General features: G+C 52.7%; 24 protein-coding genes. 6 read left to right on the forward strand and 18 right to left on the reverse strand.

Translation table 11 applies throughout. From position 1 onward, the window contains the following. The first annotated feature begins 11 nt into the window (after window positions 1–11). Window positions 12–1,079: a hypothetical protein gene (locus IPK01_06710; GenBank protein MBK7933183.1), complete on the forward strand. Its 1,068-nt coding sequence runs from the start codon at window positions 12–14 to the stop codon at window positions 1,077–1,079. 17 nt (window positions 1,080–1,096) lie between these two features. Here IPK01_06710 and IPK01_06715 read toward each other — a convergent pair whose 3' ends face one another. After that, window positions 1,097–1,243, reverse strand: coding sequence for a hypothetical protein (locus tag IPK01_06715; GenBank protein ID MBK7933184.1), 147 nt, complete (start codon window positions 1,241–1,243; stop codon window positions 1,097–1,099). Between the two features lie 114 nt (window positions 1,244–1,357). Here IPK01_06715 and IPK01_06720 point away from each other — a divergent pair, with 114 nt between their 5' ends. After that, window positions 1,358–1,972, forward strand: coding sequence for a M15 family metallopeptidase (locus tag IPK01_06720; protein ID MBK7933185.1), 615 nt, complete (start codon window positions 1,358–1,360; stop codon window positions 1,970–1,972). An 85-nt stretch (window positions 1,973–2,057) separates the two neighbouring features. On the opposite strand, the gene IPK01_06725 is transcribed toward IPK01_06720, so the two are convergent. The 3 genes from IPK01_06725 to IPK01_06735 form a co-directional block, all read right to left on the reverse strand. After that, window positions 2,058–2,711: a YceI family protein gene (locus tag IPK01_06725; GenBank protein MBK7933186.1), complete on the reverse strand. Its 654-nt coding sequence runs from the start codon at window positions 2,709–2,711 to the stop codon at window positions 2,058–2,060. 43 nt (window positions 2,712–2,754) lie between these two features. Next, entirely contained in the window at window positions 2,755–3,147 is a 393-nt protein-coding gene (locus IPK01_06730) for a hypothetical protein (protein MBK7933187.1), read from the reverse strand. Between the two features lie 72 nt (window positions 3,148–3,219). Continuing rightward, window positions 3,220–3,609 (reverse strand): hypothetical protein, encoded by a 390-nt coding sequence (locus IPK01_06735; GenBank protein MBK7933188.1) that lies wholly within the window; start codon window positions 3,607–3,609, stop codon window positions 3,220–3,222. Window positions 3,610–3,660: 51 nt separating this feature from the next. Here IPK01_06735 and IPK01_06740 point away from each other — a divergent pair, with 51 nt between their 5' ends. Together IPK01_06740 and IPK01_06745 are read left to right on the forward strand one after the other, a co-directional pair. Next, window positions 3,661–4,176 (forward strand): DinB family protein, encoded by a 516-nt coding sequence (locus IPK01_06740; protein ID MBK7933189.1) that lies wholly within the window; start codon window positions 3,661–3,663, stop codon window positions 4,174–4,176. Then, complete coding sequence (locus IPK01_06745; GenBank protein ID MBK7933190.1) at window positions 4,173–5,357, forward strand: NAD(P)/FAD-dependent oxidoreductase; 1,185 nt, start codon at window positions 4,173–4,175, stop codon at window positions 5,355–5,357. The genes IPK01_06740 and IPK01_06745 overlap by 4 nt, the downstream gene beginning before the upstream one ends. A 191-nt stretch (window positions 5,358–5,548) precedes the next feature. On the opposite strand, the gene IPK01_06750 is transcribed toward IPK01_06745, so the two are convergent. The 14 genes from IPK01_06750 to IPK01_06815 form a co-directional block, all read right to left on the reverse strand. Then, a complete protein-coding gene (locus IPK01_06750; GenBank protein ID MBK7933191.1) occupies window positions 5,549–6,355 on the reverse strand; it encodes a hypothetical protein in 807 nt (268 codons plus the stop codon). 130 nt (window positions 6,356–6,485) lie between these two features. Next, window positions 6,486–7,337, reverse strand: coding sequence for an ERAP1-like C-terminal domain-containing protein (locus IPK01_06755; protein ID MBK7933192.1), 852 nt, complete (start codon window positions 7,335–7,337; stop codon window positions 6,486–6,488). Between the two features lie 73 nt (window positions 7,338–7,410). Next, window positions 7,411–7,800: a hypothetical protein gene (locus IPK01_06760; GenBank protein ID MBK7933193.1), complete on the reverse strand. Its 390-nt coding sequence runs from the start codon at window positions 7,798–7,800 to the stop codon at window positions 7,411–7,413. A gap of 36 nt (window positions 7,801–7,836) precedes the next feature. Next, complete coding sequence (locus IPK01_06765) at window positions 7,837–9,531, reverse strand: hypothetical protein (GenBank protein ID MBK7933194.1); 1,695 nt, start codon at window positions 9,529–9,531, stop codon at window positions 7,837–7,839. 47 nt (window positions 9,532–9,578) lie between these two features. Then, window positions 9,579–9,839 (reverse strand): hypothetical protein, encoded by a 261-nt coding sequence (locus IPK01_06770; GenBank protein ID MBK7933195.1) that lies wholly within the window; start codon window positions 9,837–9,839, stop codon window positions 9,579–9,581. Between the two features lie 120 nt (window positions 9,840–9,959). Next, on the reverse strand, window positions 9,960–10,160 hold the full coding sequence (locus tag IPK01_06775) for an energy transducer TonB (GenBank protein MBK7933196.1): 201 nt from the start codon (window positions 10,158–10,160) through the stop codon (window positions 9,960–9,962). A gap of 100 nt (window positions 10,161–10,260) precedes the next feature. Next, window positions 10,261–11,181 (reverse strand): hypothetical protein, encoded by a 921-nt coding sequence (locus IPK01_06780; protein MBK7933197.1) that lies wholly within the window; start codon window positions 11,179–11,181, stop codon window positions 10,261–10,263. A 138-nt stretch (window positions 11,182–11,319) separates the two neighbouring features. Continuing rightward, window positions 11,320–12,744, reverse strand: coding sequence for an amidohydrolase (locus IPK01_06785; GenBank protein MBK7933198.1), 1,425 nt, complete (start codon window positions 12,742–12,744; stop codon window positions 11,320–11,322). 104 nt (window positions 12,745–12,848) lie between these two features. Next, window positions 12,849–13,235: a cytidine deaminase gene (locus IPK01_06790; protein ID MBK7933199.1), complete on the reverse strand. Its 387-nt coding sequence runs from the start codon at window positions 13,233–13,235 to the stop codon at window positions 12,849–12,851. 16 nt (window positions 13,236–13,251) lie between these two features. After that, window positions 13,252–13,884 (reverse strand): uridine kinase, encoded by a 633-nt coding sequence (gene udk, locus IPK01_06795; GenBank protein MBK7933200.1) that lies wholly within the window; start codon window positions 13,882–13,884, stop codon window positions 13,252–13,254. An 81-nt stretch (window positions 13,885–13,965) separates the two neighbouring features. After that, on the reverse strand, window positions 13,966–14,823 hold the full coding sequence (locus tag IPK01_06800; GenBank protein ID MBK7933201.1) for a purine-nucleoside phosphorylase: 858 nt from the start codon (window positions 14,821–14,823) through the stop codon (window positions 13,966–13,968). A gap of 84 nt (window positions 14,824–14,907) precedes the next feature. Beyond that, window positions 14,908–15,828, reverse strand: coding sequence for an ABC transporter permease (locus tag IPK01_06805; GenBank protein ID MBK7933202.1), 921 nt, complete (start codon window positions 15,826–15,828; stop codon window positions 14,908–14,910). Between the two features lies 1 nt (window position 15,829). Next, on the reverse strand, window positions 15,830–16,126 hold the full coding sequence (locus tag IPK01_06810; GenBank protein MBK7933203.1) for an ABC transporter permease: 297 nt from the start codon (window positions 16,124–16,126) through the stop codon (window positions 15,830–15,832). Then, window positions 16,123–16,908, reverse strand: a complete 786-nt coding sequence (locus tag IPK01_06815; GenBank protein MBK7933204.1) for an ABC transporter permease — start codon at window positions 16,906–16,908, stop codon at window positions 16,123–16,125. The genes IPK01_06810 and IPK01_06815 overlap by 4 nt, the downstream gene beginning before the upstream one ends. Before the next feature lie 193 nt (window positions 16,909–17,101). Here IPK01_06815 and IPK01_06820 point away from each other — a divergent pair, with 193 nt between their 5' ends. Both IPK01_06820 and clpB read left to right on the forward strand, forming a co-directional pair. Beyond that, on the forward strand, window positions 17,102–17,605 hold the full coding sequence (locus IPK01_06820) for an Hsp20/alpha crystallin family protein (protein MBK7933205.1): 504 nt from the start codon (window positions 17,102–17,104) through the stop codon (window positions 17,603–17,605). 80 nt (window positions 17,606–17,685) lie between these two features. After that, on the forward strand, window positions 17,686–20,295 hold the full coding sequence (clpB, locus tag IPK01_06825; protein MBK7933206.1) for an ATP-dependent chaperone ClpB: 2,610 nt from the start codon (window positions 17,686–17,688) through the stop codon (window positions 20,293–20,295). The last annotated feature ends 76 nt before the right edge of the window (window positions 20,296–20,371 follow it).

Consider the following 20,371-nt stretch of genomic DNA (forward strand, 5'->3'; position numbering starts at 1 on the left):
CAATGATACAGATGAAAAAGCTAGTTTTTGCAATTATTTTCACGATCTCGGTTCAGGCTGTATTCGCGCAGGAAAAGCCTCTGACGCAGGCTGAATATGTGAAGATGCTCTACGCGATCCAAAAAACACCCGCAGTCAAGGCGGAAATAGTCGAGGCTCTGCGACGTCGCGGTATCGAATTTGTCCTGACCGACGGCATTCGCGCTCTCACGCGCACCAAGGGTGCGAATAATGACGAACTGAAGCGTGCACTTGAAGAAGCGGAACGTCGCCGGCAGGACCCGATCTCGACCAAACTGCCGACGATAGCCGAAAAAGCAGAGATCCTTGATAGAACGCGTTCAAACACCAATGAGGCTCTGGCAGAAATGCCGGATTTTGTCGTCAAACAGCTTATTACTCGCTCTGAAGCATTCGCGGGGACAGGGAACTGGAAACCGTACGACAATCTCGTGATCGCGGTCAGTTACAGCACCGAAAAAGGGGAACAATACCGCGTCCTGGCCAAAAACGGGGCACCGGTGACCGATTCGGTCACCCAAAACAGCTACAGCGGCCTCGATGGAGCAACCTCCGGAGGTGAGTTTGTCGAGGATCTGAAAAAGATCTTTGATCCGGCGAGTAAGACAACATTCGAACTTCTGACGACCGATGTGATGCGTGGGCGTCGTGCGGCCGTATTTAATTACGAGATCGATATCGAAAACAATAAGAAAGGCGGTATTGGCCTTAAAGGGCCTGTTCCCGGGTTTTCACCAGCCGGCGAGAAGGGCCGCATATGGATCGACCGCGAGAGTTTCCGTATCCTCCGGATCGAATATATGGCGACCGACATCGAACCGAACTTTGCGGTCAAGGCAGTCACCAAATCGATCGATTACGATATGGTCGAGATATCAGGTGAAAAATATCTCCTTCCGACGCTCTCAGATTTTCGGGGAACGGTCGAGAATGGCAAACAGCGATTCGAACAGCGAAACGTGATCAGATTTAGGAATTATCAGAAGTATGGAACGGATGTCGTGATACTTGATGACGACGTAAAGCCGGAGCCTGACCCTGAGGTCAAAAAGCCCTAAAACTTTGCACGTCAAGATCAATCAAGGGTGTAGTAGGCTCCCGCCGCTGCGATGCCGAGCCAAACCAGGCCTTTCGCGAGGAAGAATAGAAAAGCTATCTTCCCGGCGAGCGTTGTCCACTTGCGGGCCGGCGACGTTCGTCTAGTTGGTTCTTCTTGAGTCATAGCTTACAATTTGGAAGGTAAATTTTTAAGATCGAGATCCGATCCGTTACGTTCCCTCAACCATTTAAGGCGAAAAAAGTCTCCATTAAGTATCGTGCATGGCGTGCTTTTTTATTGTGGTCGGTGCAATATCGGCCGCTGGTTGAAGAGATCCGAGAGGCGAATTTGATAGAACTCACGCGGCTCAGCAAGTCTATAAAACTCGACATCAAATATGCGACGGCGGACAATTTCGTCGGCCGTCCGGTCTATACCGAGGCTCGTGCATTTTTGCAGCGGCCGGCGGCCGAAGCGTTGATTCGTGTTCACAATGAGCTGGAGAATCAGCATCTTGGGCTATTGATCTTTGACGCTTATCGTCCGTGGACGATCACAAAATTGTTCTGGCAGGTGGTTCGCGAAGATCAGCGTGACTACGTCGCCGATCCAGAAAAAGGTTCGAAACACAATCGCGGTTGTGCCGTAGATCTGAGCTTATATAACCGCAGGACCGGGAAAGAGTTGCCCATGCCCTCCGGCTATGACGAATTCAACGAGCATGCGTCGCCCGAATTCACCGGCGGAACCGACGATGAACGAAAGAACCGCGACCTGCTTCGAAAGCTCATGGAAGCCGATGGATTCACCGTCAACGCCAACGAATGGTGGCACTTCGATCACAATAGCTGGCAAAACTATGCGATCTACGATATCGGTTTCTCAGAGATCGGAAGGATAGAGGAGAGGTAACCTCAGATATAAAGAGAAAAGCACAGATCTCCGATCCGAGGATCCGAGTTTATCTGTGCCTTGCTGCAGTTAATTTTCTGATCTGTTATTTCTTCTTAGCGGCTTCGATCTGCAGAACGATCTTCACATCATCAGACAATGACGGAATGCCGCTTGGCAAGTTGGTGCCGTAATTTACGCCATAATCGCGTCGATTGATAGTCGTTTCTGCCGTGATGCCCATTTTCCCGCCGTCGCGTTCGCCGGCAGGCAGCCAGCCCGGGATCTGAAACGGGAACGTGATCGATTTAGTCACGCCTTTCATCGTAAAATCGCCGGTAAGCATATAGCCTTTACCCTTTTTCTCGACTTTCGTGCTTTTGAAGGTCATATCGGGGAACTTTTCGACCTCGAAGAAATCCTTTGTCCGCAGATGGTTATCGCGTCCGGCAACTCCGGTGTCCACGCTTGTCATCTTTGCGGTAAATTCGACCGTCGATTTGGTGATGTCTTTCGCGTCAAAATTAACCGTTCCGACGAAATCGCGGAAAAACCCCGGCACCTCGATCAGGCCCATGTGTTTGACCTTGAATCCGATAAAGCTGTGTGCCTTGTCAAAGCTATAAATACCAGAATCGCCGACGGCCGAAGCTCCGGCAAAACGCTGTTCGAACGACCTGTTGATCGCCTCGGCACCGGTCTGCGACAAAATGATAAAGGCAACAAATGCGATGCCTATGAGAAAGGAAGCTCGTTTCATAAAAATTTATCTCCTGAGGTTGGTTCGTGGTTATAGATCACTACTACTCAATGGCTAATGTGATCGAAAATTTGGCTGCGCGCTTTGCACTGTCTGCCCTACGGACAAAAAGCATATAATCACCGGTTTCCGGCACTAGAAAGACCATTGTTGGTTCCGCCAGATCGGTACTTTCGCTGCTTTCCTCGTCGTTGAATAAACGATATGCAAACCTGACTGAGTCGGGATTTGTAATATAGATGGTCTGGCCTTTCCGTGCACCAAAAACAAACTCTTGCTCCTGATCGCCCGAAAGCGTTCCGGTAAGCACCGTACTAGTTTTGCCCTTTGCAAATTTGACCCTGCCCGGTTCGGCCTTGCCGCCGCCCTGAGCAAATGTCGAAACGGCCGCAAATGCAAAAAATGTGATAGCTAACAAAAACGAAACTCTTTTCATTATAGTGGATTCCTTTTCTCTGTTTATTAGAATTGACTGACCGCGATTTGATGCGCAACCTCGCCGGCGGGTTTATTTGATTGTTAATGTCAATGAGAATCGTGCCGTACGCGGCCCCGCAATTTTCTTTCGAACTGTAAATAAATAATCACCCGATTCCGGTATTTCAAACGAATAGCTCGGCGAGCTGTCAAAATCGCCTTCGTCAAAGTGTTCTTCGTTGAAAACACGAAAATCAAAAATGCTTGAGGTGGTGTTCTTTATCGTAACGATCTGCCCTTTGACCGCGCCAAAAACGTAGTCCATCTCCCGCCCGTTTCTTAACGTGCCTGTCAGCAATTTGCTCGAGGTTCCCTTGGCAAACTGGATACGACCCGGTTCTGCCTTACCGCCGTTTTGGCCAAATACTTGACTGCTGCCTATTGCAAAAAACAGGACAAGTAACAAAAATACAGATCGCATAAATTCCACTTCGCACAACTTTGTCGATTGACTCTGATATTATACTCAATTATGAAACGTCCTGAAACCAACGAATTCTTTGACTATTACAATACATATGTTTCGCTCGTCCCGGGCGACGATGTGATGCCGATCCTGGATGAACAGCCCAACGAACTGCGCGCTATTCTCGCGTCTGTTCCCGAGGAGAAAGGGGCGTTTGCGTACGAGCTCGGCAAATGGACGATCAAAGAACTTCTCAGCCATATAATTGACGGCGAACGCATCTTTGCCTATCGGATACTTCGGATCTCTCGCGGCGATACGACTCCGATCGAGGGTTTTGAGCAAGATGATTATATCGAAACGTCAAATGCCAACAGCCGACCATTCGCCGATATCCTTAACGAATTCGATTTCCAACGCCGTTCCAACATGCTGATGCTGCGAAACATCTCTGACGAAAATTCGCGGCTGATGGGAACCGCCAGCGACAAACCGGTCTCCGTTCGTGCCCTTGCCTACATCGCGGCCGGGCATGTGACGCATCATTTGAATATTTTGAAAGAGCGTTACCTCTCCGCGTGATCTACGACGCGATCATCATTGGCGGCGGCGCGGCCGGATTGTTCTGCGCAATAGAGGCGGGCAAGCGGGGAAAGCGTGTGCTTGTTGTGGAGCACAACGCCGAGGTCGGCCGCAAGATAATTATTTCTGGCGGCGGGCGTTGTAATTTTACAAATCGACATACAAAACCTGAAAATTTCATCTCGCAAAATCCGCATTTCTGTAAATCGGCCCTTTCGCGGTACACGCCGCTAGATTTCATTGAGCTGGTCAAAAAGCACAAGATCGCCTATTACGAAAAAAAGCTCGGCCAGCTATTCTGCCGCGAGTCGTCGAGCCAGATCGTCCGCTTGCTGCTGGCTGAATGTCGTGCGGCAAAAGTGCGCATCCAGACGTCTTGTTCGGTCACCGGTGTCAGTAGCCCGCACGTAAGTAAGGGCCAGCCGAGCGTTTCGAACTTCGAGGTCACCACCACACGCGGCACCTTCAAAACAAAATCCGTTGTCGTCGCTTGCGGCGGCCTTTCGTTCCCGAAGATCGGTGCCACCGATCTCGGTTACCGCATTGCCAGGCAGTTTGGATTGAAGATCGTCGAAACTCGGCCGTCTCTCGTGGCACTTGCGATGAAAGGCGAAGGTTGGAAGCATCTGGCCGGTGTTTCGATCGACGCAAACGTCTCGACTGACAAGGCCAGCTTTCGCGAGAATATCCTATTCACACATCGGGGGCTTTCGGGCCCGGCGATCCTGCAGATATCAAATTATTGGAAAAAGGGAAGACCGGTCGAGATCGATCTGCTGCCCGAGACCGATGCGGCGGCGTTGATAGAAAAAGGACGATCGAGCAACCAGACGGTTGGCAATTACCTCAGCCAATACCTGCCGCAGCGATTTGCCCAGCACCTTGCCGAGTCTGTCGGCGTAAACAAACCAGTCTCACAGCTAACCAAAACCGATACAAAACGCGTCGCAGATGCACTGAACAGCTGGCAATTGGAATTCAACACGACCGAAGGCTACGACCGGGCCGAGGTGACACTCGGCGGCGTTTCGACGGCGGAGTTATCTTCGCAAACAATGGAGAGCAAACGTCAGCCGGGGCTATATTTTATCGGGGAAGTGGTCGATGTGACGGGTTGGCTCGGCGGTTACAACTTTCAGTGGGCGTGGTCGTCGGGCTATGCGGCAGGCAGTTCGATTTAAAATAAGCGAGGGGAACGTCTCCCACACCGTCCCCCTCTTTTTTCGCGGCCACCTACGTGGAGCAGGCTGCCAGCGAAAAATTGATCTTATAGTATCAACAATCTGGGGGAGAAAGATTAAAAATACAGCCTGCAAATGACTAAGTCAAGCAATAAGTCAGGTTAATTGAACTCAAAATAACTATAACAAAATTAGCGGAAATCGGAAATATCCATTCCATATTTTTGTTTTACGTATTCCTCAGCCGCAAGGTTTACGTTTCTCAGATTCTGGAGCCGCCGTTCGGCCTTATTTATGTGCGTTTTCGTCCGGTTTGCCATGTGGGCGAGCATATCGCGGCCCTCGGCCATTTCCGCGTCGACCTTCTGATGAAGTTCAAAAAGCTCCGACTGCTGTGCCTCTTCCATTTCCCGTCGAATTTCGATCAGCCGCAATTTGATCTGGGCGATCTGGCGTATGGTGCGTACCAGTTCGTCGCCGACGCTGTCGCCGGTGACGAGGTGAGGGCTGTTTCTGAGGTCGTCAGCGAGCTTGTTGAGCTTTGCCTGGTCGCCGGCCGAGTATGCCTGATTGAGCTCGGCCATCAGGCCGTGGCGTTTTTCTTTTTCTGCGGCGTCCATCGCGAGGTCTGGATGGATCGTGCGGGCGAGGTTGTGATACGCCTTTTTGGCCTCTAATGTTGGTTTCCACTCAGTGGCGTGGTTTAGAGCTTCTTCGGCTCGTGCCAGAGACTCTTCGGCTCGCCGGCGGAGCTCTTCGGCCTTTTTCTTGATCTCCACATCGTCGGGGACGAGCTTGTATTCTTCCTCAGCGATCTGCGCCTCGATCTCGTCCATCTCGGCGTACAGACGCCCGACGCTCATCGTATATCTCGCCTCAAAACTCTCCTGCTCGGCACGCAGGTCGGCGAGCTCCTCTTCGCGATCCGCCAGACGGTCTGCCAAACGATCGACCACTCGGCGTTTCTTATCTAATTCAATATCCTCAGGCGTCTGCATAAATGTCGAGTTTACGAGGAAATAGGAAAATTAACCACAGATGGACACGGATAAGCACGGATAAGAGGAATGCAAACCAACATTTTCATCTTATTCTAAACTCTTTCTGTGCTTCCGTATTTATCTGTGGTTATCCATTCTTAAATTTCCCTTGTATTTTCACGGCTCGCTCGATGAGGTCGCTGTTTTCAAGGATCTTTAGCCGGAGATCTTTGTCGAGGTTTGGGTTGTCGGCCAGGAATTTGTTGATGATCGCTAGTGCCGCTTCGGAGCGTTGGCCGCCGATGAAGGCGCCTAGCCAGCCGTTTATGAAGAATATCTTGCGCCCTCGTTTTAGGCTTGGCAGTTCGGCGAGGGCTCGTTCTAGATACGGCAGCGTTAGGTCGGCGTGGCTTGTGGCGTTGAACGGGACGAACGCCGCTTCGATCCAGCTCTCACTGATGTCCTTGTTGCTGACAAAATCGTTCCAGTATTTTGCTTTGTTCTCGGGCATCGCTAAACCTGCACGAGCGGCGTAGGCGTAGCGTCGGGCTTCGTCACTGGTTTCGGTCTTTTCAAGCTGTGCGAGCAAGCGTGGTGCGTCGGCGTCACCGAGGATCATTAGGCGTGTGACGATGTCGAATTTGTCTTTGGTCCGCAGCGTCGGCAGGCCGTCGTTGTCGAGCGGGGCTGTTGGCGTGACCTTCGGATTACCTTTGAGGGGCCCGGCGAGGATCTGTTTGAGCGCGTTTCGCGCGTTGTCGGACGAAGCTAGGCCGAGGAAGGCGCGGTAGTATGTGATCCGCTGTCCCGGCGTCGGAGCGTGCTGCATGCGGTCGATGAGTAATGCTTCGAGCCGCGTCTGACGTGCTGCATCGTCTGGCATATAGTACCGGACTGCGGTTGAGACGCGGCCTAGTAGCGTGGCGAGGGTACTGTCAGTCTGCTCCCTTGATATGGAGGGGTCGCATTGCGGTGGAGGGCGGTTGAGTCGCGTGGCCATTGTGGTTTCGTCGGTATCGGCCAAGTTGAGAGTGCAAGCTTTAGCCTGTCTTCTTGCGGGCGGTGAGGACAAGCTAAAGCTTGCACTCTGAACGTTTGATGACGAGTTCGACATAGTCTTTTGGGTCGAGTTCCGCTTCGCGGACGCTGTCCCAGAGGCTGCCCCACATCATTGTGCGAAGGAAATCGTCCTTTTCGTTTTGGATATTTTTCAGGACGTAATCGCGGCTCTTATTGTCGAGAAGGAAGATGCCGTAGCCGTAGTCTTGGAAGTTTGGAAACGTTAGCACGCGTTCTTCATTATTTGTTTCCAGAAAAACCATACGGTCCGGTCTAATGAATTCGACAAGGCTGGATTTCTGTCCGCCTTTCTTATCAATCGAGAGGGGATTGATCTTCAAATTCGCCAATGGGCCTTTGTCGTCCGCAGCGAATAGAAGGCCCCATGCCTCTGCCGCTTTCATCGAATAGCATACTCAAGTTGCGGTCTCCAGAGCGAGTCAACCAGTGGTTCGGGGTAACCCACTCCTTTGATCTTGAACCCATCCATCCCCGAAAACATTCGCAAGTCTCGTGCCACTCGCCGTCTCAAACTCCTTCACCAGATCTTCCCAACCTGCATTCGCATACTCGTGCTTCTTCAAAAACGCGCGGACGGCGGTTTGGAATTTGTCGGGGCCGAGGTAGAACTCGGCTTGTTTTAGGAACGACGGGGCTTTGCGATAGACGATGTTGCCGTAGGCGCTTTTGGCGGAATTCAGGTTCGCGATCTCCTGGTAGATGGGCGTGGTGCCTTTGGTGGAGTCGGTGAGGTAGGCGGCCTGTTTGTTGCGTTCGTAGAAGACCTTCCAGGCGTTGTATTCGGGCATCACCTTTTCGAGCGTCTTGTACGCCATGAACTCGGCAAAGCCTTCCTTTAGCCACAGGTCGTCGAACCATTTCATCGTCACCGTGTCGCCAAACCACTGATGCGCCGCTTCGTGAAAGATGACGTTGGCACGCGAGATGTAGTCGTTCTTGGTCGGCTCCTGCGGAAAGATGACGGACGCCTCACGCAAAAAAGTCGCCCCGGCGTGCTCCATCCCGCCAAACGGAAACTCGGGGATCAGCACAATGTCGTACTTAGGGAACGGGAATTTGTAGTCGAAATAGGTTTCGAGATATTTAATGCCCTCGCGGTTAAGCCGAAAGACCTCGGCCGCGTGAGGCTTGAACTTGGCGGCTTGGGATTTGCGGACGTAGATCGAGGTCGGCGGCTTGGTCTTGTCAGAACCGCCTGCGTGAGCGGGCGGCGTGGAGGTGGCATTGCTCGGACGTTGAACAGTGGGTCCCGACGTTGATTTCGCGATAGCGTTCGTGCCGCCCACTAACGTAAGCGGTTCTGACATTTGCTCGAACTGCCCGGCCGCGAATGCGAAGACGTAGGTGCTGATGGGTTTGGTTTCTTCAGTAACACATAACGGACCATGGCCGGTCATAAAGGTTCCCGCATCGGAATTTGAAATAAATTTCCAGTCATTTGGTATCATCGGGCAAACCGTAAACCTCGCCTTCAGATCCGGCTGGTCGAAGACGGGGAAGGCGGTGCTGGCGTCGGACGGGACGAAGAGCGAGTAGATGTATTCCGCTCCGTCCTCTTTATCCACATACCGCGTGATCGCCGACCCGCTGGTCAATATCGGCGAAGTGAAATCGAGCTTGATGACGTTCTCGCCGACGACGACGCCGTCGCGGAAGATGAGGTGTTCGTTATGCTCGGTGAACGCGACGGCTGCTTCCGGGCTCCCCTCCTTACGAAGGAGGGGTGGCGGCGTTTCGCCGACGGGGTGGTTCTCTGCCACGCGGCCATTCACAGTAACCGCAGAAATGGTTGAAAGCTGCTCACTTCCCTTGATCTTGCGCCAATCGAGGATAAGCAGAGAACCACCCCGTCCGCCCAAAGCGGCGTCCACCCCTCCTTCGTAAGGAGGGGAGCCGTCTGGTGACACGGTGAGCACCTTTACGCGGATCTCCATCGTCCCTTTCAGCACCGGCGACATCTTTACGAGGGTTAGGTTTAGCTTGTATCGAACATCGCTGTATCTCGCGGCACGCCATTTAGCGAGGTCGTGCGAAACGCCGGGTTCGATGGCGGGAACCTGTGCAAGAGCCGTCACTGCTGCGAATACCGTGATAAATAAGAGCCGAAACAGCATATCTTTTGATTCCTCGTAGTCAATTGTACGTTCACTGCATTACACATCTAGGATATCACCGTGCGCAGAGCCTTCCGCGAGTTGCGCAAAGCCCTTCGCGAGTTGCGCAAAGCCTTCCGCGAAGTGGCAGAGCCTTCCGCGAGTTGCGCAAAGCCTTCCGCGAAGTGCGCAGAGCCTTCCGCGAGTTGCGCAAAGCCCTTCGCGAGTTGCGCAAAGCCTTCCGCGAAGTGCGCAAAGCCATCCGCGAAGTGCGCAAAGCCGTTGGCGGGAAGCGCGATGGCAAGGTTATCGGCTACAGTGGCATTCATATTGCACACTATCGGACCCGTTAGTCCCGCGACCTCAATACGATATATTTCTCAAATAACTTAGGCGGCAAACCTTGCGAAAAGGTTGCCGCCTATGGGTCGTTCAAATATCACTCAATGCTACAGATTGAAGTTAAAGCTCACAAAACCGTTCGCACGGACCGGCTGGCCGTCGCGCATAAAGGGTTTGAATCGCCATTTGAGGATCGCGTCTTTGGCCGCTCCTTGCAGCATCGTCGGGCCGCTGGCTTTTCGAACCTCGGCGACCTCGCCTTTTTCATCGACGGTGAATTCGACCTTGACGACGCCGGTCGCGCGCATCGTTTTGGCTGCCGGCGGATATGTAGGCTGTGCCTGTTTGGTCGCGTACGGTATCAGCGATCCGACATCGAGCGGCGAACCGTCGGTTGATGCGGCCGTGTTATTCGCGGGCGGTGTCGGTTTGCGGCTGTTCTTTGGCCGGAGCGGATCGGATAATGATCGGTTTGTCGTTCTTGGCGACCGTATTGTCAGCGGGTTTGGTGTTCGTTTGTTTTACTTCGCGGTCGCGGACCGTCTGCTGCTTTGTTTCGACGACCGGCTGCATCACGACGGGTGTTGTGATTGCCGGCTTTGTATTTGCAGCGACTGTGCTGGTGTTGCCGGCGGCCAACGGGCTTTCGGTGACGGCGCTGACGACGCTGCGGGTATTGACCATCTGCTCACGCGTGTCGGCGACCTCGTCCTTCCATTTACGAGCGTCGTAATCGTCGCGGGCGAGGATGCTGCGTGAATTGCTCGCTTCCTCAAGCATCGCCATCGCGTCGGCAGATCTCGCAGGCGTTTTGCTGATTTCTTTTGATTGCTCGATGACAAGCTCGAGCGTCTCGCGCATCTTTTCGAGATCGTTGAGAACCTCGAGCGGCAGCGTCCGATCGGACACGCTAAGCCCCAAGGAACGATAGCGTTCGGCACGGTTCTTGGCATCCTTGACGACCTGGCCGGCGATCGCGTTGTAAAACGCGGCGGCGTTGGCCTTATTAGATTTTTGTGCGGTGAAATATACGTTGAGAAATTCCTGAGCGCGTTTGAAATCGCCCTGTTCGAGATAGCTGTTCATCAGCAGGACGTTGACCACGCCCTGGACCGACACGTCGGCCGTTTCCTTGCGGATATTCTCCAGCTCGTAGATCGCGGCGTTGTAATTGCGGACGGCGATGTAGGCTTTCGCCTTAGAGATGCGGTCTCGCATCACGTCGCCCGAGGTCGGCGCCGTCGGCACATCCTGTGCCTGTGCGATAAAGATAAGAACCAGTAAATTAACGAAGACTGCAGAGCAAAACCTTCTGACATTTAACGGCATTTAGAGTCCTCCCATTGACTTAAATTTTCCGTAAAGGTCAAGCGAACTTAAACGTGAAGGCTCACTTGTACGACCCGTTCCAAATTTCATAACGCTACCAAATAATCACGCTTTCGAGCCTTTGTTGGGCCCGCTAAATCATTGCCTTAAGCTTTCGATGATTTTTTTGCGGTATGCGTTTGCGTCTTTCTTTATACCACTTTCGTTCAGCGTGAGCAACCGCCGGTCGAGCATCACGACACGGCCGTTGATAATGACTGTGCGGACATCCGTCGCCTTGGTCGAGTAAACGAGCGACGAATAAATGTTGAAATATGGCACCTGATTGAGGCTGTCGAGATCGACGATGGCGATGTCGGCACGCTTGCCGGTCTCGATCGAACCGGTGATCTTGTCGAGATGCAAGGCACGTGCACCGCGGATTGTAGCCATTTCGAATGCCTGTTCGGCGGGCAGTGTTTTGGGGTCGCCCGTGGTGAGTTTGTGGAGCTTGGCGGCGAGGTCCATCTCTTCCCACATGTCGAGATCGTTGTTCGACGCTGCGCCGTCGGTGCCGAGGCCGACCGCGACATTTTTGGCAAGCATCGCCGCGATCGGTGCGGTGCCGGACGCAAGTTTCATATTCGACGTCGGGCAATGAGCGGCTCCGACGCCTCGCGTCTTGTAAATATCGATCTCGTCAGTCGACAGCCAAACGCTGTGTGCAGCGATCGTCCGATCCGACAAAAAACCGATGCTGTCGAGATACGCGGCAGGCGTTTTGCCGTATTGGGCGAGGATATCGTCACGTTCTTTCTTCGTCTCTGCGACATGGATAACCACTGTCGAATTCAAGCGGTCAGACTGAGCTTTTATGGCTTTGAGAGTTGCGGTCTCAAGCGTGTACGGTGCGTGCGGAGCCGCTGCGGGAATGATCAGCGAATCGTTTTTCCATTTGTTGATGAATTTCTCGGTATAGGCTAATGCCGCCTCGGGCGTCTTGTTGTCAGAGACAGGGAATCTGATGATCGTCTCGCCCAAGACGCCGCGCATTCCCGCTTTTTTCGTTTCGTCTGCGACGGCATCCTCAAAGTAATACATGTCGCAATACGTCGTGGTCCCGCCTTTTATCATCTCGGCGAGCCCAAGCCGAGTTCCGGCCCGCACGAATTGCTCGTTCACATTCTTCGCTTCGGCCGGGAATATGAACTTCGTCAGCCAATCATTCAGATCGAGATCGTCCGAGATACCGCGAAACAACGACATCGCCGCGTGCGTGTGAGTATTTATCAGCCCGGGAATGACGGCCTTGCCGTTGGCGCTGATCGTTTGCTTCGCTCTGAGATTCTTTGTTACCACCGCCCGCGTCCCGACCATCGCAATCTTGCCGTCCTTGATCGCAACCGCTCCATCCTCGATCACACGGCGTGTGCCGTCCATCGTCACCACCGTCCCGCCAACGATCAACAGGTCACAACTCCACGGCGCCACATACTTCTCCGTATGCGGAATCCGCTGCGCAAGGGTCGAAATTGAAAATGTTAAAAGGAGGAATGTTGTAAAGAAAAATTTCAGCTTATCCATAGCTGAAGTTACATCAAATAGGCGGACGAAGGCAACTTGCCGCGAAAAAGCACAAAAGGCGCAAAAGCGGTTTTTGCATTTTCTGAGCCCGATCGCGGCCAAATCTACTTCAAAAACTTCGAATCAAATGCTCTCGGCAGGAGTTCGCTCATCATGATGGTCTCGGTGTTTCCGTGGAGATTTGAGAGGATCACGGGCACATCGCCGCAGAATTCCCAAATGATCTGACGGCAAACGCCGCACGGTGGCGTTAGTTCCTCGGTATCGACTACGACGGCTATTTGCTTGAATCGCTTTTCGCCGCGGGAGATACCTTTCCAAATAGCTACCCGCTCGGCACAGACAGTGAGGCCGTAACTCGCACTCTCAACGTTGCAGCCTATGTAGATGTCACCGCTTTCGCCCTCGACGGCCGCACCGACCTGAAAGTTGGAATACGGGGCGTATGCGTTTTCACGAGCTTCGATCGCGGCATTGATCAGTTCTTTTATTTCCATCAACGTTACTTCATTTCCGGCCATCGGCGGCCAATTCCTTATTCAACTTTCGCTGCACTAACCCGCATAGCACCTCGACCGTCACGCCGGTCTGGGCGCCTTCGGGGATGATGATATCAGCGTGGCGTTTCGACGGCTCGACAAATTCGTAATGCATCGGCCGGATCGTGCGTTCGTACTGCTCTAATGTGCGCTCGAATGTGCGTCCGCGTTCGGTTATGTCACGCCTCAAACGCCGCATTAAGCGAATATCGTCCGGCGTATCGACATAAACACGCACGTCAAGCAGGTCCAAGACCCGCGGTTCGGCAAATATCAAAATCCCCTCGACGATGACGACCGGACGCGGTTCGATGATCTCGATCTTCTCGCTGCGAGTGTGCGTCGCAAAATCGTACAGCGGCATCTCGATCGACAAGCCCTGCTTTAAGCGCAAGATGTGATTGACCAGCATATCGCTGTCGAGGGAATCAGGATGATCGAAATTCGCCTGGTGCCGCTCGTCAAGCGGCATGTCCGAGAGGTTGCGGTAATACGAATCCTGCTCGACCAACACCACATTTTGCGCGCTGACCGCCTCGACGATCGAACGCGCGATCGTCGTCTTTCCCGAACCAGTTCCACCGCAAATTCCTATGATCATAAAAATATTTTAACCGCAGAGACGCAAAGACGCAGAGAAAGGGAATAAGTTTTTACCTCGGCGTCTCCGCCTCTCCGCGGTTCAACCGATCTTTGAAACGATCCTGCGAAGAAGTTCCTTGAAAACCTCCGCGACCCTCGCCCCCGTTTCCATCACTTCTTCGTGATTTATCGGCTCGTCGCTCATGCCGGCGGCGAGATTTGTGATGCACGAGATGCCGAGAACGCGGGTGCCCTGATGGCGGGCGGCGATGGCCTCGGGTACGGTGGACATGCCGACGGCATCGGCGCCATATTCTCGAAGCATACGTATCTCCGCAGGTGTCTCATACGTCGGTCCCGACAGGCCGCAGTAGATGCCGCGGTGCATAAAATCGATCTTCTCTTTGTCGAGGCCTTTTTCAAACCGCTCGTGTGAGATCGCCTTTGCTTCCCCGCTCGCGATGTCCTGAAACTCACGGTCATAGACGTCGCTCATATCAGGAAAACGCGGCCCGAATCGACTGTCGTTCGGCCCTCGAAGCGGATTGACGCCCATGCAGTTGAGGTGATCGGTGATAAGCATCAGGCTGCCGGGGATCATATCCGAATTAAGGCTACCGGCGGCATTCGTCAGGACTAGATTCTTAATACCGAGCAAGCCAAACGTACGGACAGGCATCATCACCTGTTCCATCTCATAGCCTTCGTAATAATGAAATCGGCCTTGTTGTACGGCAACCGCCATGCCGCCGATCTCGCCTAAAACAAGCTGGCCCGCATGCCCCTCGACTGTAGAACGCGCAAAACCCGGGACCTGCTCATATGGTATCTTCACCGCATTCTCGAGTTCGTCCGCAAACGCACCCAGGCCACTGCCGAGCACGATCGCCGTCGCGGTCTCACCGGAATATTTTGATCTGATAAACGCCGCCGCCTCAGCAGCTTTTTCGTATGACATAAATTTTCGGAATGTCAGATTAACATAGAAAAACGCAGATGCATCAATTACATCTGCGTAATCCGGGCAAAACTGTGATCGAATCTAGTTCTCTTTTCTATATGGAATTCCTAACGCCTTTGGAGCCCGTGACAGGCCGATAAATCCAGCGAGGACGATGATCGTCAAAACATACGGGATCATCTGGATGAATTGGACCGGGATGTCTTCACCGGACGGCATTTTTACTACACCTTGTAATTGGATCGCTAAAGCCTCAGTAAATCCGAAAAAAAGACAAGCGAACAGGACAGGGATCGGTTTCCACTTTGCGAGGATCAATGCCGCGAGGGCGATATAGCCTCGGCCGGCAGTCATTCCGCGAGTGAATAATGACGACTGGCCGATCGAGAGATATGCGCCGCCGGCCGCGGCCAGAACCCCTGAGATGACGACGGCGATGTATCGCAGACGGATAACGTTTACGCCGGCAGCGTCAGCAGCTTCAGGGTTTTCGCCCGTCGCCCGAAGACGCAGTCCGAACGGCGTTTTGTAAAGTACGTACCAGCAAACGGGCACTAGGACAAACGCCAAGATCGATGCTATCGAGACGCGGTTGTAAAAATAAGGAAGCAAAAATTCCTTGGCGATCTGCTGGGTCGACCCGGCCGAGTCATAGATCCTGCTGCTGATCACTGCCGGCAAACCGATCATCAGCATCGTAATTGCAAACCCGGCAACGACCTGATCGGCCTCGAATTTGATCACGGCTACTGCATAAATCAAAGCGACAAACGCACCGGCGACAATTCCGCATATGAAACCGATATAGGGATTCTGAAGTTCATACGTTGCCACGGCCCCGACAAAGGCCCCCGCCAGCATTAGTCCTTCGAGAGCAATGTTGATCACACCTGCTCGCTCAGAGAACAGGCCGCCTAGCGCAGCGAAAATGAGCGGCGTTGCGAGTCGCACCGTCGAAAACAGCAAGATCAGAATAAATGCCGGTGTAAATAATTCGCCCACTCTATTTCCTCGTAAATCTCTGTAGAGAAGCCACAAATATAATGATGATCGCCTGAAGTACTTCGACCAGATCTTTTGAAACGTATTTTGTTTCGATATCCACAAAGATCTCGCCGCGTTTCAGAACAGCGAAAAAGATAGCGGCGAAAAAGATCCCGAGCGGATGGTTTCGGCCCAGCAAAGCTACCGCGATCCCCAGAAATCCCCAGCCGTCGGAGAAGCCGTCGTAGTAACGGTATCGATAGCCGAGCACCTCGCCGATGGCGACCATTCCGGCCAAGCCGCCCGAGATCGTCATCGCGATGATGATCTGCTTTTTGGTGAAATGCCGCCGTATTCCGCTGCGGACGGATTTTCCCCGACAGCTCTCAGCTCATAGCCCCATTTTGTTTTCCATAAGAAAATGTAGACAAGCACACACATCAATATTGCCAACAAAAAGGCGACACTTAGCGGCACAAAATCGGGCATTCCGGGAATGTACTGGCTGATTCTTGGAATATGGGCCGCCGGGCCTATTTCGGCGGTCTGCATGATCGGGTCGCCCGGGATCTTAAAATAATACTGTGTAAAATAGCTGACCAAGGCGACGCCGATAAAGTTCAGCATGATCGTATTGATCACTTCGTGCGAGCCAAATTTTGCTTTCAGTATTCCAGGGATCGCTCCCCAAACACCGCCCGCAACCACCGCCGTGACGATACAAAGTAAGACAAGCAAAACCGCCGGCAAACTGTACCATGACCAGTTCTCTTCCTTTCCGAAGATATTGACCATAGTCCCCCCAAACTTGATGCCGACCCATGCCGTCGCAAATGCGGCGACATACAATTGGCCTTCAGCTCCAATATTCAGCAATCCGCATCGAAACGCGACAGCAACCGCTAGGCCCGTAAAGATCAGCGGCGTCGCAATGAACAGCGTGTAGCCAAAGTCGTTGAGCGAACCAAAGGAATTGCCGATAAGCTGGTAAAAGGTCTGGAAAGGACTGTCACCGATCAGCAACACAATGATCCCGCCGACAACGAACGCCGCCAAAACGGCGATCAACGGCCATAAAACTTCGCGAAGAATCTTCATTTACTTTGTAGGTAATGTGCGTCAACAAATATAACCGAGAAACGTCAAATGTGTCACCCGAAAACAACAACTTACCACTATTTTTGACCTTGAATTTTTTTTCGCAGAATACTTGACAATCCTACACTCATATTTTATTATTTCCGTAGACTAAGTGATTAGTCATTAATCTAATGAATTTTTGGAGGAAATGATCATGAACATAGTAAGATACGATCCATTTAGAGAACTTCGCGGACTTCAGGACGAAATGACGCGTCTTTTTGCGGGAGTTGCGCCTTCAAGCGCAAGCCGTGAAGATATGCTCAACGGTGCATGGTTGCCGAAGGTCGATATTTTTGAGAATAAGGAAAATCTCGTTCTTGAAGCTGAACTTCCGGGCATGAGCCGGGACGATTTTGAGCTGTCATTCGAGAACAATGTCTTGACGCTCAAGGGCGAACGCAAATTTGAAAAGAAGACCGAGGGTGACAACTATCATCGCGTCGAACGTTCATACGGCGAATTCACCCGTTCGTTCACATTGCCGCAGACGGTTACCGTGGAAGGCGTGAAAGCTGAATTCAACAACGGAATTCTGCATCTGAGTCTGCCGAAACGCGAAGAGACCAAGGCACGCAAGATCGAGATCGTTGGGGGTGATGCAACGCCCAAGACGATCGAGGCTGAAAACAAGGCCAAGACGGCCGGTGCATAAAACGCACGAGGGTAAACGACGAGCGGTGAATGGTGAGTGCGAACATTCATCATTCACCGTTCGTTGTTTACAATAAGACTATGAGATTCGATAAATTTACGATCCGCGGCCAGGAGGCCGTACAGGAGGCTATCGGCATAGCCGAGAAAGGCCAAAATCAACAGGTCGAGCCAGAACATTTGCTCGCAGCGATGCTTGAGCAGAAAGAGGGCGTGGTCAAACCGATCTTCGGCAAGATCGGTGCGAATGCCGGTGCGATCGCCGGCGAAATTAACGCTGCGATCGAAAAATTTCCCAAAGTAACAGGCGGCCAGCAATATTTCAGCTCGCGCACGAACACGATCTTTCAAGACGCTCAGAAAGTAGCGGAAAAGATGGAGGACGAATATATGTCCACCGAACATCTTTTGCTTTCGATCGCAGCTGAGAAAGAAGGTGATGCGGGACGGATCCTGCGCTCTAATGGAGTTACTCGCGACGATCTCGAAAAGGTGATAACTGACATGCGCGGCGGGTCGAAGATCACGGATCAGAATGCCGAAGAAAATTTTCAGGCACTCGACAAATATGCGCAAGATCTAACGGAGCTTGCCCGCAAAGGCAAGCTCGATCCTGTCATAGGCCGCGACGACGAGATACGGCGTGCGATACAGATCCTCTCACGTCGAACAAAAAACAATCCCGTATTGATCGGCGAGCCGGGCGTCGGTAAGACGGCGATCGTAGAAGGATTGGCTCAGCGGATCGTGTCAGGCGACGTGCCTGAAACGCTGAAAAATAAGCGCCTCGTTTCGCTCGATCTCGGAGCGATGCTCGCCGGTGCGAAATATCGCGGCGAATTTGAAGACCGTTTGAAAGCTGTCCTGAAAGAGATCGAAAAGGCCGAGGGACAGATAATTTTGTTCATTGACGAACTGCACACATTGGTTGGAGCGGGAGCGAGCGAAGGTGCAATTGACGCCTCGAACATGCTCAAACCGGCACTTGCACGGGGCACTTTGCGCTCGGTCGGTGCCACGACACTCGCGGAATATCAGAAATACATCGAAAAGGACAAAGCTCTCGAACGCCGTTTCCAGCAAGTTTATGTCGGGGAACCGAATGTTGAGGACACGATCGCGATCCTCCGCGGGCTGAAAGAACGTTACGAAGTACACCACGGCGTGCGGATCAAGGACGCTGCAATTGTGGCCGCAGCAACGCTCTCAAATCGATATATCACTGACCGCTTTTTGCCGGACAAGGCCATCGATCTTATCGACGAAGCGGCTTCGCGTATTCGGATCGAGATCGATTCGCTTCCGCAGGAGATCGACGTTCTTGAGCGCGAAATTTTGCAGCTCGAGATCGAACGCCAGGCATTGACGCGGGAAACGGATGAGAAATCAAAGACGCGTCTCGATGATATCGAACGCCGCATCGGCGATCTCAACGAAAAATCGTCGGCGATGAAAGCCCAATGGCAGTCCGAAAAAGACGAGATCGAAAAGATGCGTGACGCTAAGGGCAAGCTCGAGCAGGCACGACTCGAACTCGAGCAGGCACGTCAGGCCGGCGATCTGGCCAAGGCCGCGGAGATCCAATACGGCAGCATTCCGGAACTCGAAAAACTGCTCGAATCCGAGCAGGCCCGTCTCGGCGAACTACAGAAAGACGGCGTTTTCTTAAAAGAAGAGGTCGACGAAGAGGACGTCGCCGAGGTCGTTGCCAAATGGACCGGCGTTCCGGTCACCAAGATGCTGCAGGGCGAGATGCAGAAACTTGTCGAGATGGAGTCCGGCCTTCGCAAACGCGTGATCGGACAGGACGAGGCTCTCGAAGCTGTTTCAAATGCGGTACGGCGCGCCCGTGCGGGTCTTCAGGATCCAAATCGCCCGGTGGGATCATTTATTTTCCTAGGCCCGACCGGCGTCGGAAAGACCGAGACTGCCAGAGCGCTAGCTGAATTTCTCTTTGACGACGAAAAGGCAATGGTGCGGCTCGACATGTCCGAGTATATGGAAAAGCACGCGGTAGCCCGCATGATCGGGGCTCCTCCGGGATACGTCGGTTACGAAGAAGGCGGCCAATTGACCGAAGCCGTACGACGGCGTCCGTACTCGGTCGTGCTTTTCGATGAGATCGAAAAGGCCCATCCGGACGTATTCAACGTGCTGCTGCAAATTTTGGATGACGGTCGTCTGACCGATTCGAAAGGACGGGTTGTTGATTTCAAGAATACGGTCTTGATCATGACCTCAAATCTTGGCTCGCGTGAGATACAGGCTGCAACCGAGAATCCGCTTGCTGATCGCGAGATCAAGAAAGATGTACTCGAAGTATTGCGGAACCATTTCAAGCCTGAGTTTCTTAATCGAATCGACGACATCGTCGTATTTGCTCAGTTAACTCGTGATGAGATCGCCAAGATCATTGATGTCCAGCTCGAAAAACTGCGTAGGAATCTCGACGATCGCGGCATTACCATCGAGCTCGAGGATTCGGCTCGTGAGTTGATCATTAAGGAAGGCTACGATCCTGTTTACGGCGCAAGGCCGCTGAAACGTGCGATACAGACGCTGGTGCAAAATCCGCTTGCGGTCAGTCTTCTGAAGGGCGATATCGTTAGCGGAAGTATCGTGAAAGTATCAGCTGAGAACGGCGAAATGAAATTCACACCGGTGGTGAACAGTGCCGAGGCTGGTGCGTAGGCCCCGACGTATAACTGACCGGAGAATGATATTATTGATCTATGTTAATAGGTACGCCCATACGAACGTGTGGGCT

The organism is Acidobacteriota bacterium, from assembly GCA_016713675.1.
In the GTDB taxonomy this organism is placed as follows: domain Bacteria; phylum Acidobacteriota; class Blastocatellia; order Pyrinomonadales; family Pyrinomonadaceae; genus OLB17.

What these genes read in the sequence shown, in the direction of transcription:
- IPK01_06755 (MBK7933192.1), bottom strand. Translation starts at nt 7,337, where the DNA reads ATGGCCACGCGACTCAACCGCCCTCCACCGCAATGCGACCCCTCCATA.
- IPK01_06725 (MBK7933186.1), bottom strand. Translation starts at nt 2,711, where the DNA reads ATGAAACGAGCTTCCTTTCTCATAGGCATCGCATTTGTTGCCTTTATC.
- IPK01_06810 (MBK7933203.1), bottom strand. Translation starts at nt 16,126, where the DNA reads ATGACGATCTCGGGCGGCTTGGCCGGAATGGTCGCCATCGGCGAGGTG.
- IPK01_06765 (MBK7933194.1), bottom strand. Translation starts at nt 9,531, where the DNA reads ATGCTGTTTCGGCTCTTATTTATCACGGTATTCGCAGCAGTGACGGCT.
- IPK01_06815 (MBK7933204.1), bottom strand. Translation starts at nt 16,908, where the DNA reads ATGAAGATTCTTCGCGAAGTTTTATGGCCGTTGATCGCCGTTTTGGCG.
- IPK01_06740 (MBK7933189.1), top strand. Translation starts at nt 3,661, where the DNA reads ATGAAACGTCCTGAAACCAACGAATTCTTTGACTATTACAATACATAT.
- udk (MBK7933200.1), bottom strand. Translation starts at nt 13,884, where the DNA reads ATGATCATAGGAATTTGCGGTGGAACTGGTTCGGGAAAGACGACGATC.
- IPK01_06800 (MBK7933201.1), bottom strand. Translation starts at nt 14,823, where the DNA reads ATGTCATACGAAAAAGCTGCTGAGGCGGCGGCGTTTATCAGATCAAAA.
- IPK01_06780 (MBK7933197.1), bottom strand. Translation starts at nt 11,181, where the DNA reads ATGCCGTTAAATGTCAGAAGGTTTTGCTCTGCAGTCTTCGTTAATTTA.
- IPK01_06750 (MBK7933191.1), bottom strand. Translation starts at nt 6,355, where the DNA reads ATGCAGACGCCTGAGGATATTGAATTAGATAAGAAACGCCGAGTGGTC.
- IPK01_06770 (MBK7933195.1), bottom strand. Translation starts at nt 9,839, where the DNA reads ATGAATGCCACTGTAGCCGATAACCTTGCCATCGCGCTTCCCGCCAAC.
- IPK01_06730 (MBK7933187.1), bottom strand. Translation starts at nt 3,147, where the DNA reads ATGAAAAGAGTTTCGTTTTTGTTAGCTATCACATTTTTTGCATTTGCG.
- clpB (MBK7933206.1), top strand. Translation starts at nt 17,686, where the DNA reads ATGAGATTCGATAAATTTACGATCCGCGGCCAGGAGGCCGTACAGGAG.
- IPK01_06735 (MBK7933188.1), bottom strand. Translation starts at nt 3,609, where the DNA reads ATGCGATCTGTATTTTTGTTACTTGTCCTGTTTTTTGCAATAGGCAGC.
- IPK01_06775 (MBK7933196.1), bottom strand. Translation starts at nt 10,160, where the DNA reads ATGCGCGCGACCGGCGTCGTCAAGGTCGAATTCACCGTCGATGAAAAA.
- IPK01_06710 (MBK7933183.1), top strand. Translation starts at nt 12, where the DNA reads ATGAAAAAGCTAGTTTTTGCAATTATTTTCACGATCTCGGTTCAGGCT.
- IPK01_06760 (MBK7933193.1), bottom strand. Translation starts at nt 7,800, where the DNA reads ATGAAAGCGGCAGAGGCATGGGGCCTTCTATTCGCTGCGGACGACAAA.
- IPK01_06715 (MBK7933184.1), bottom strand. Translation starts at nt 1,243, where the DNA reads ATGACTCAAGAAGAACCAACTAGACGAACGTCGCCGGCCCGCAAGTGG.
- IPK01_06785 (MBK7933198.1), bottom strand. Translation starts at nt 12,744, where the DNA reads ATGGATAAGCTGAAATTTTTCTTTACAACATTCCTCCTTTTAACATTT.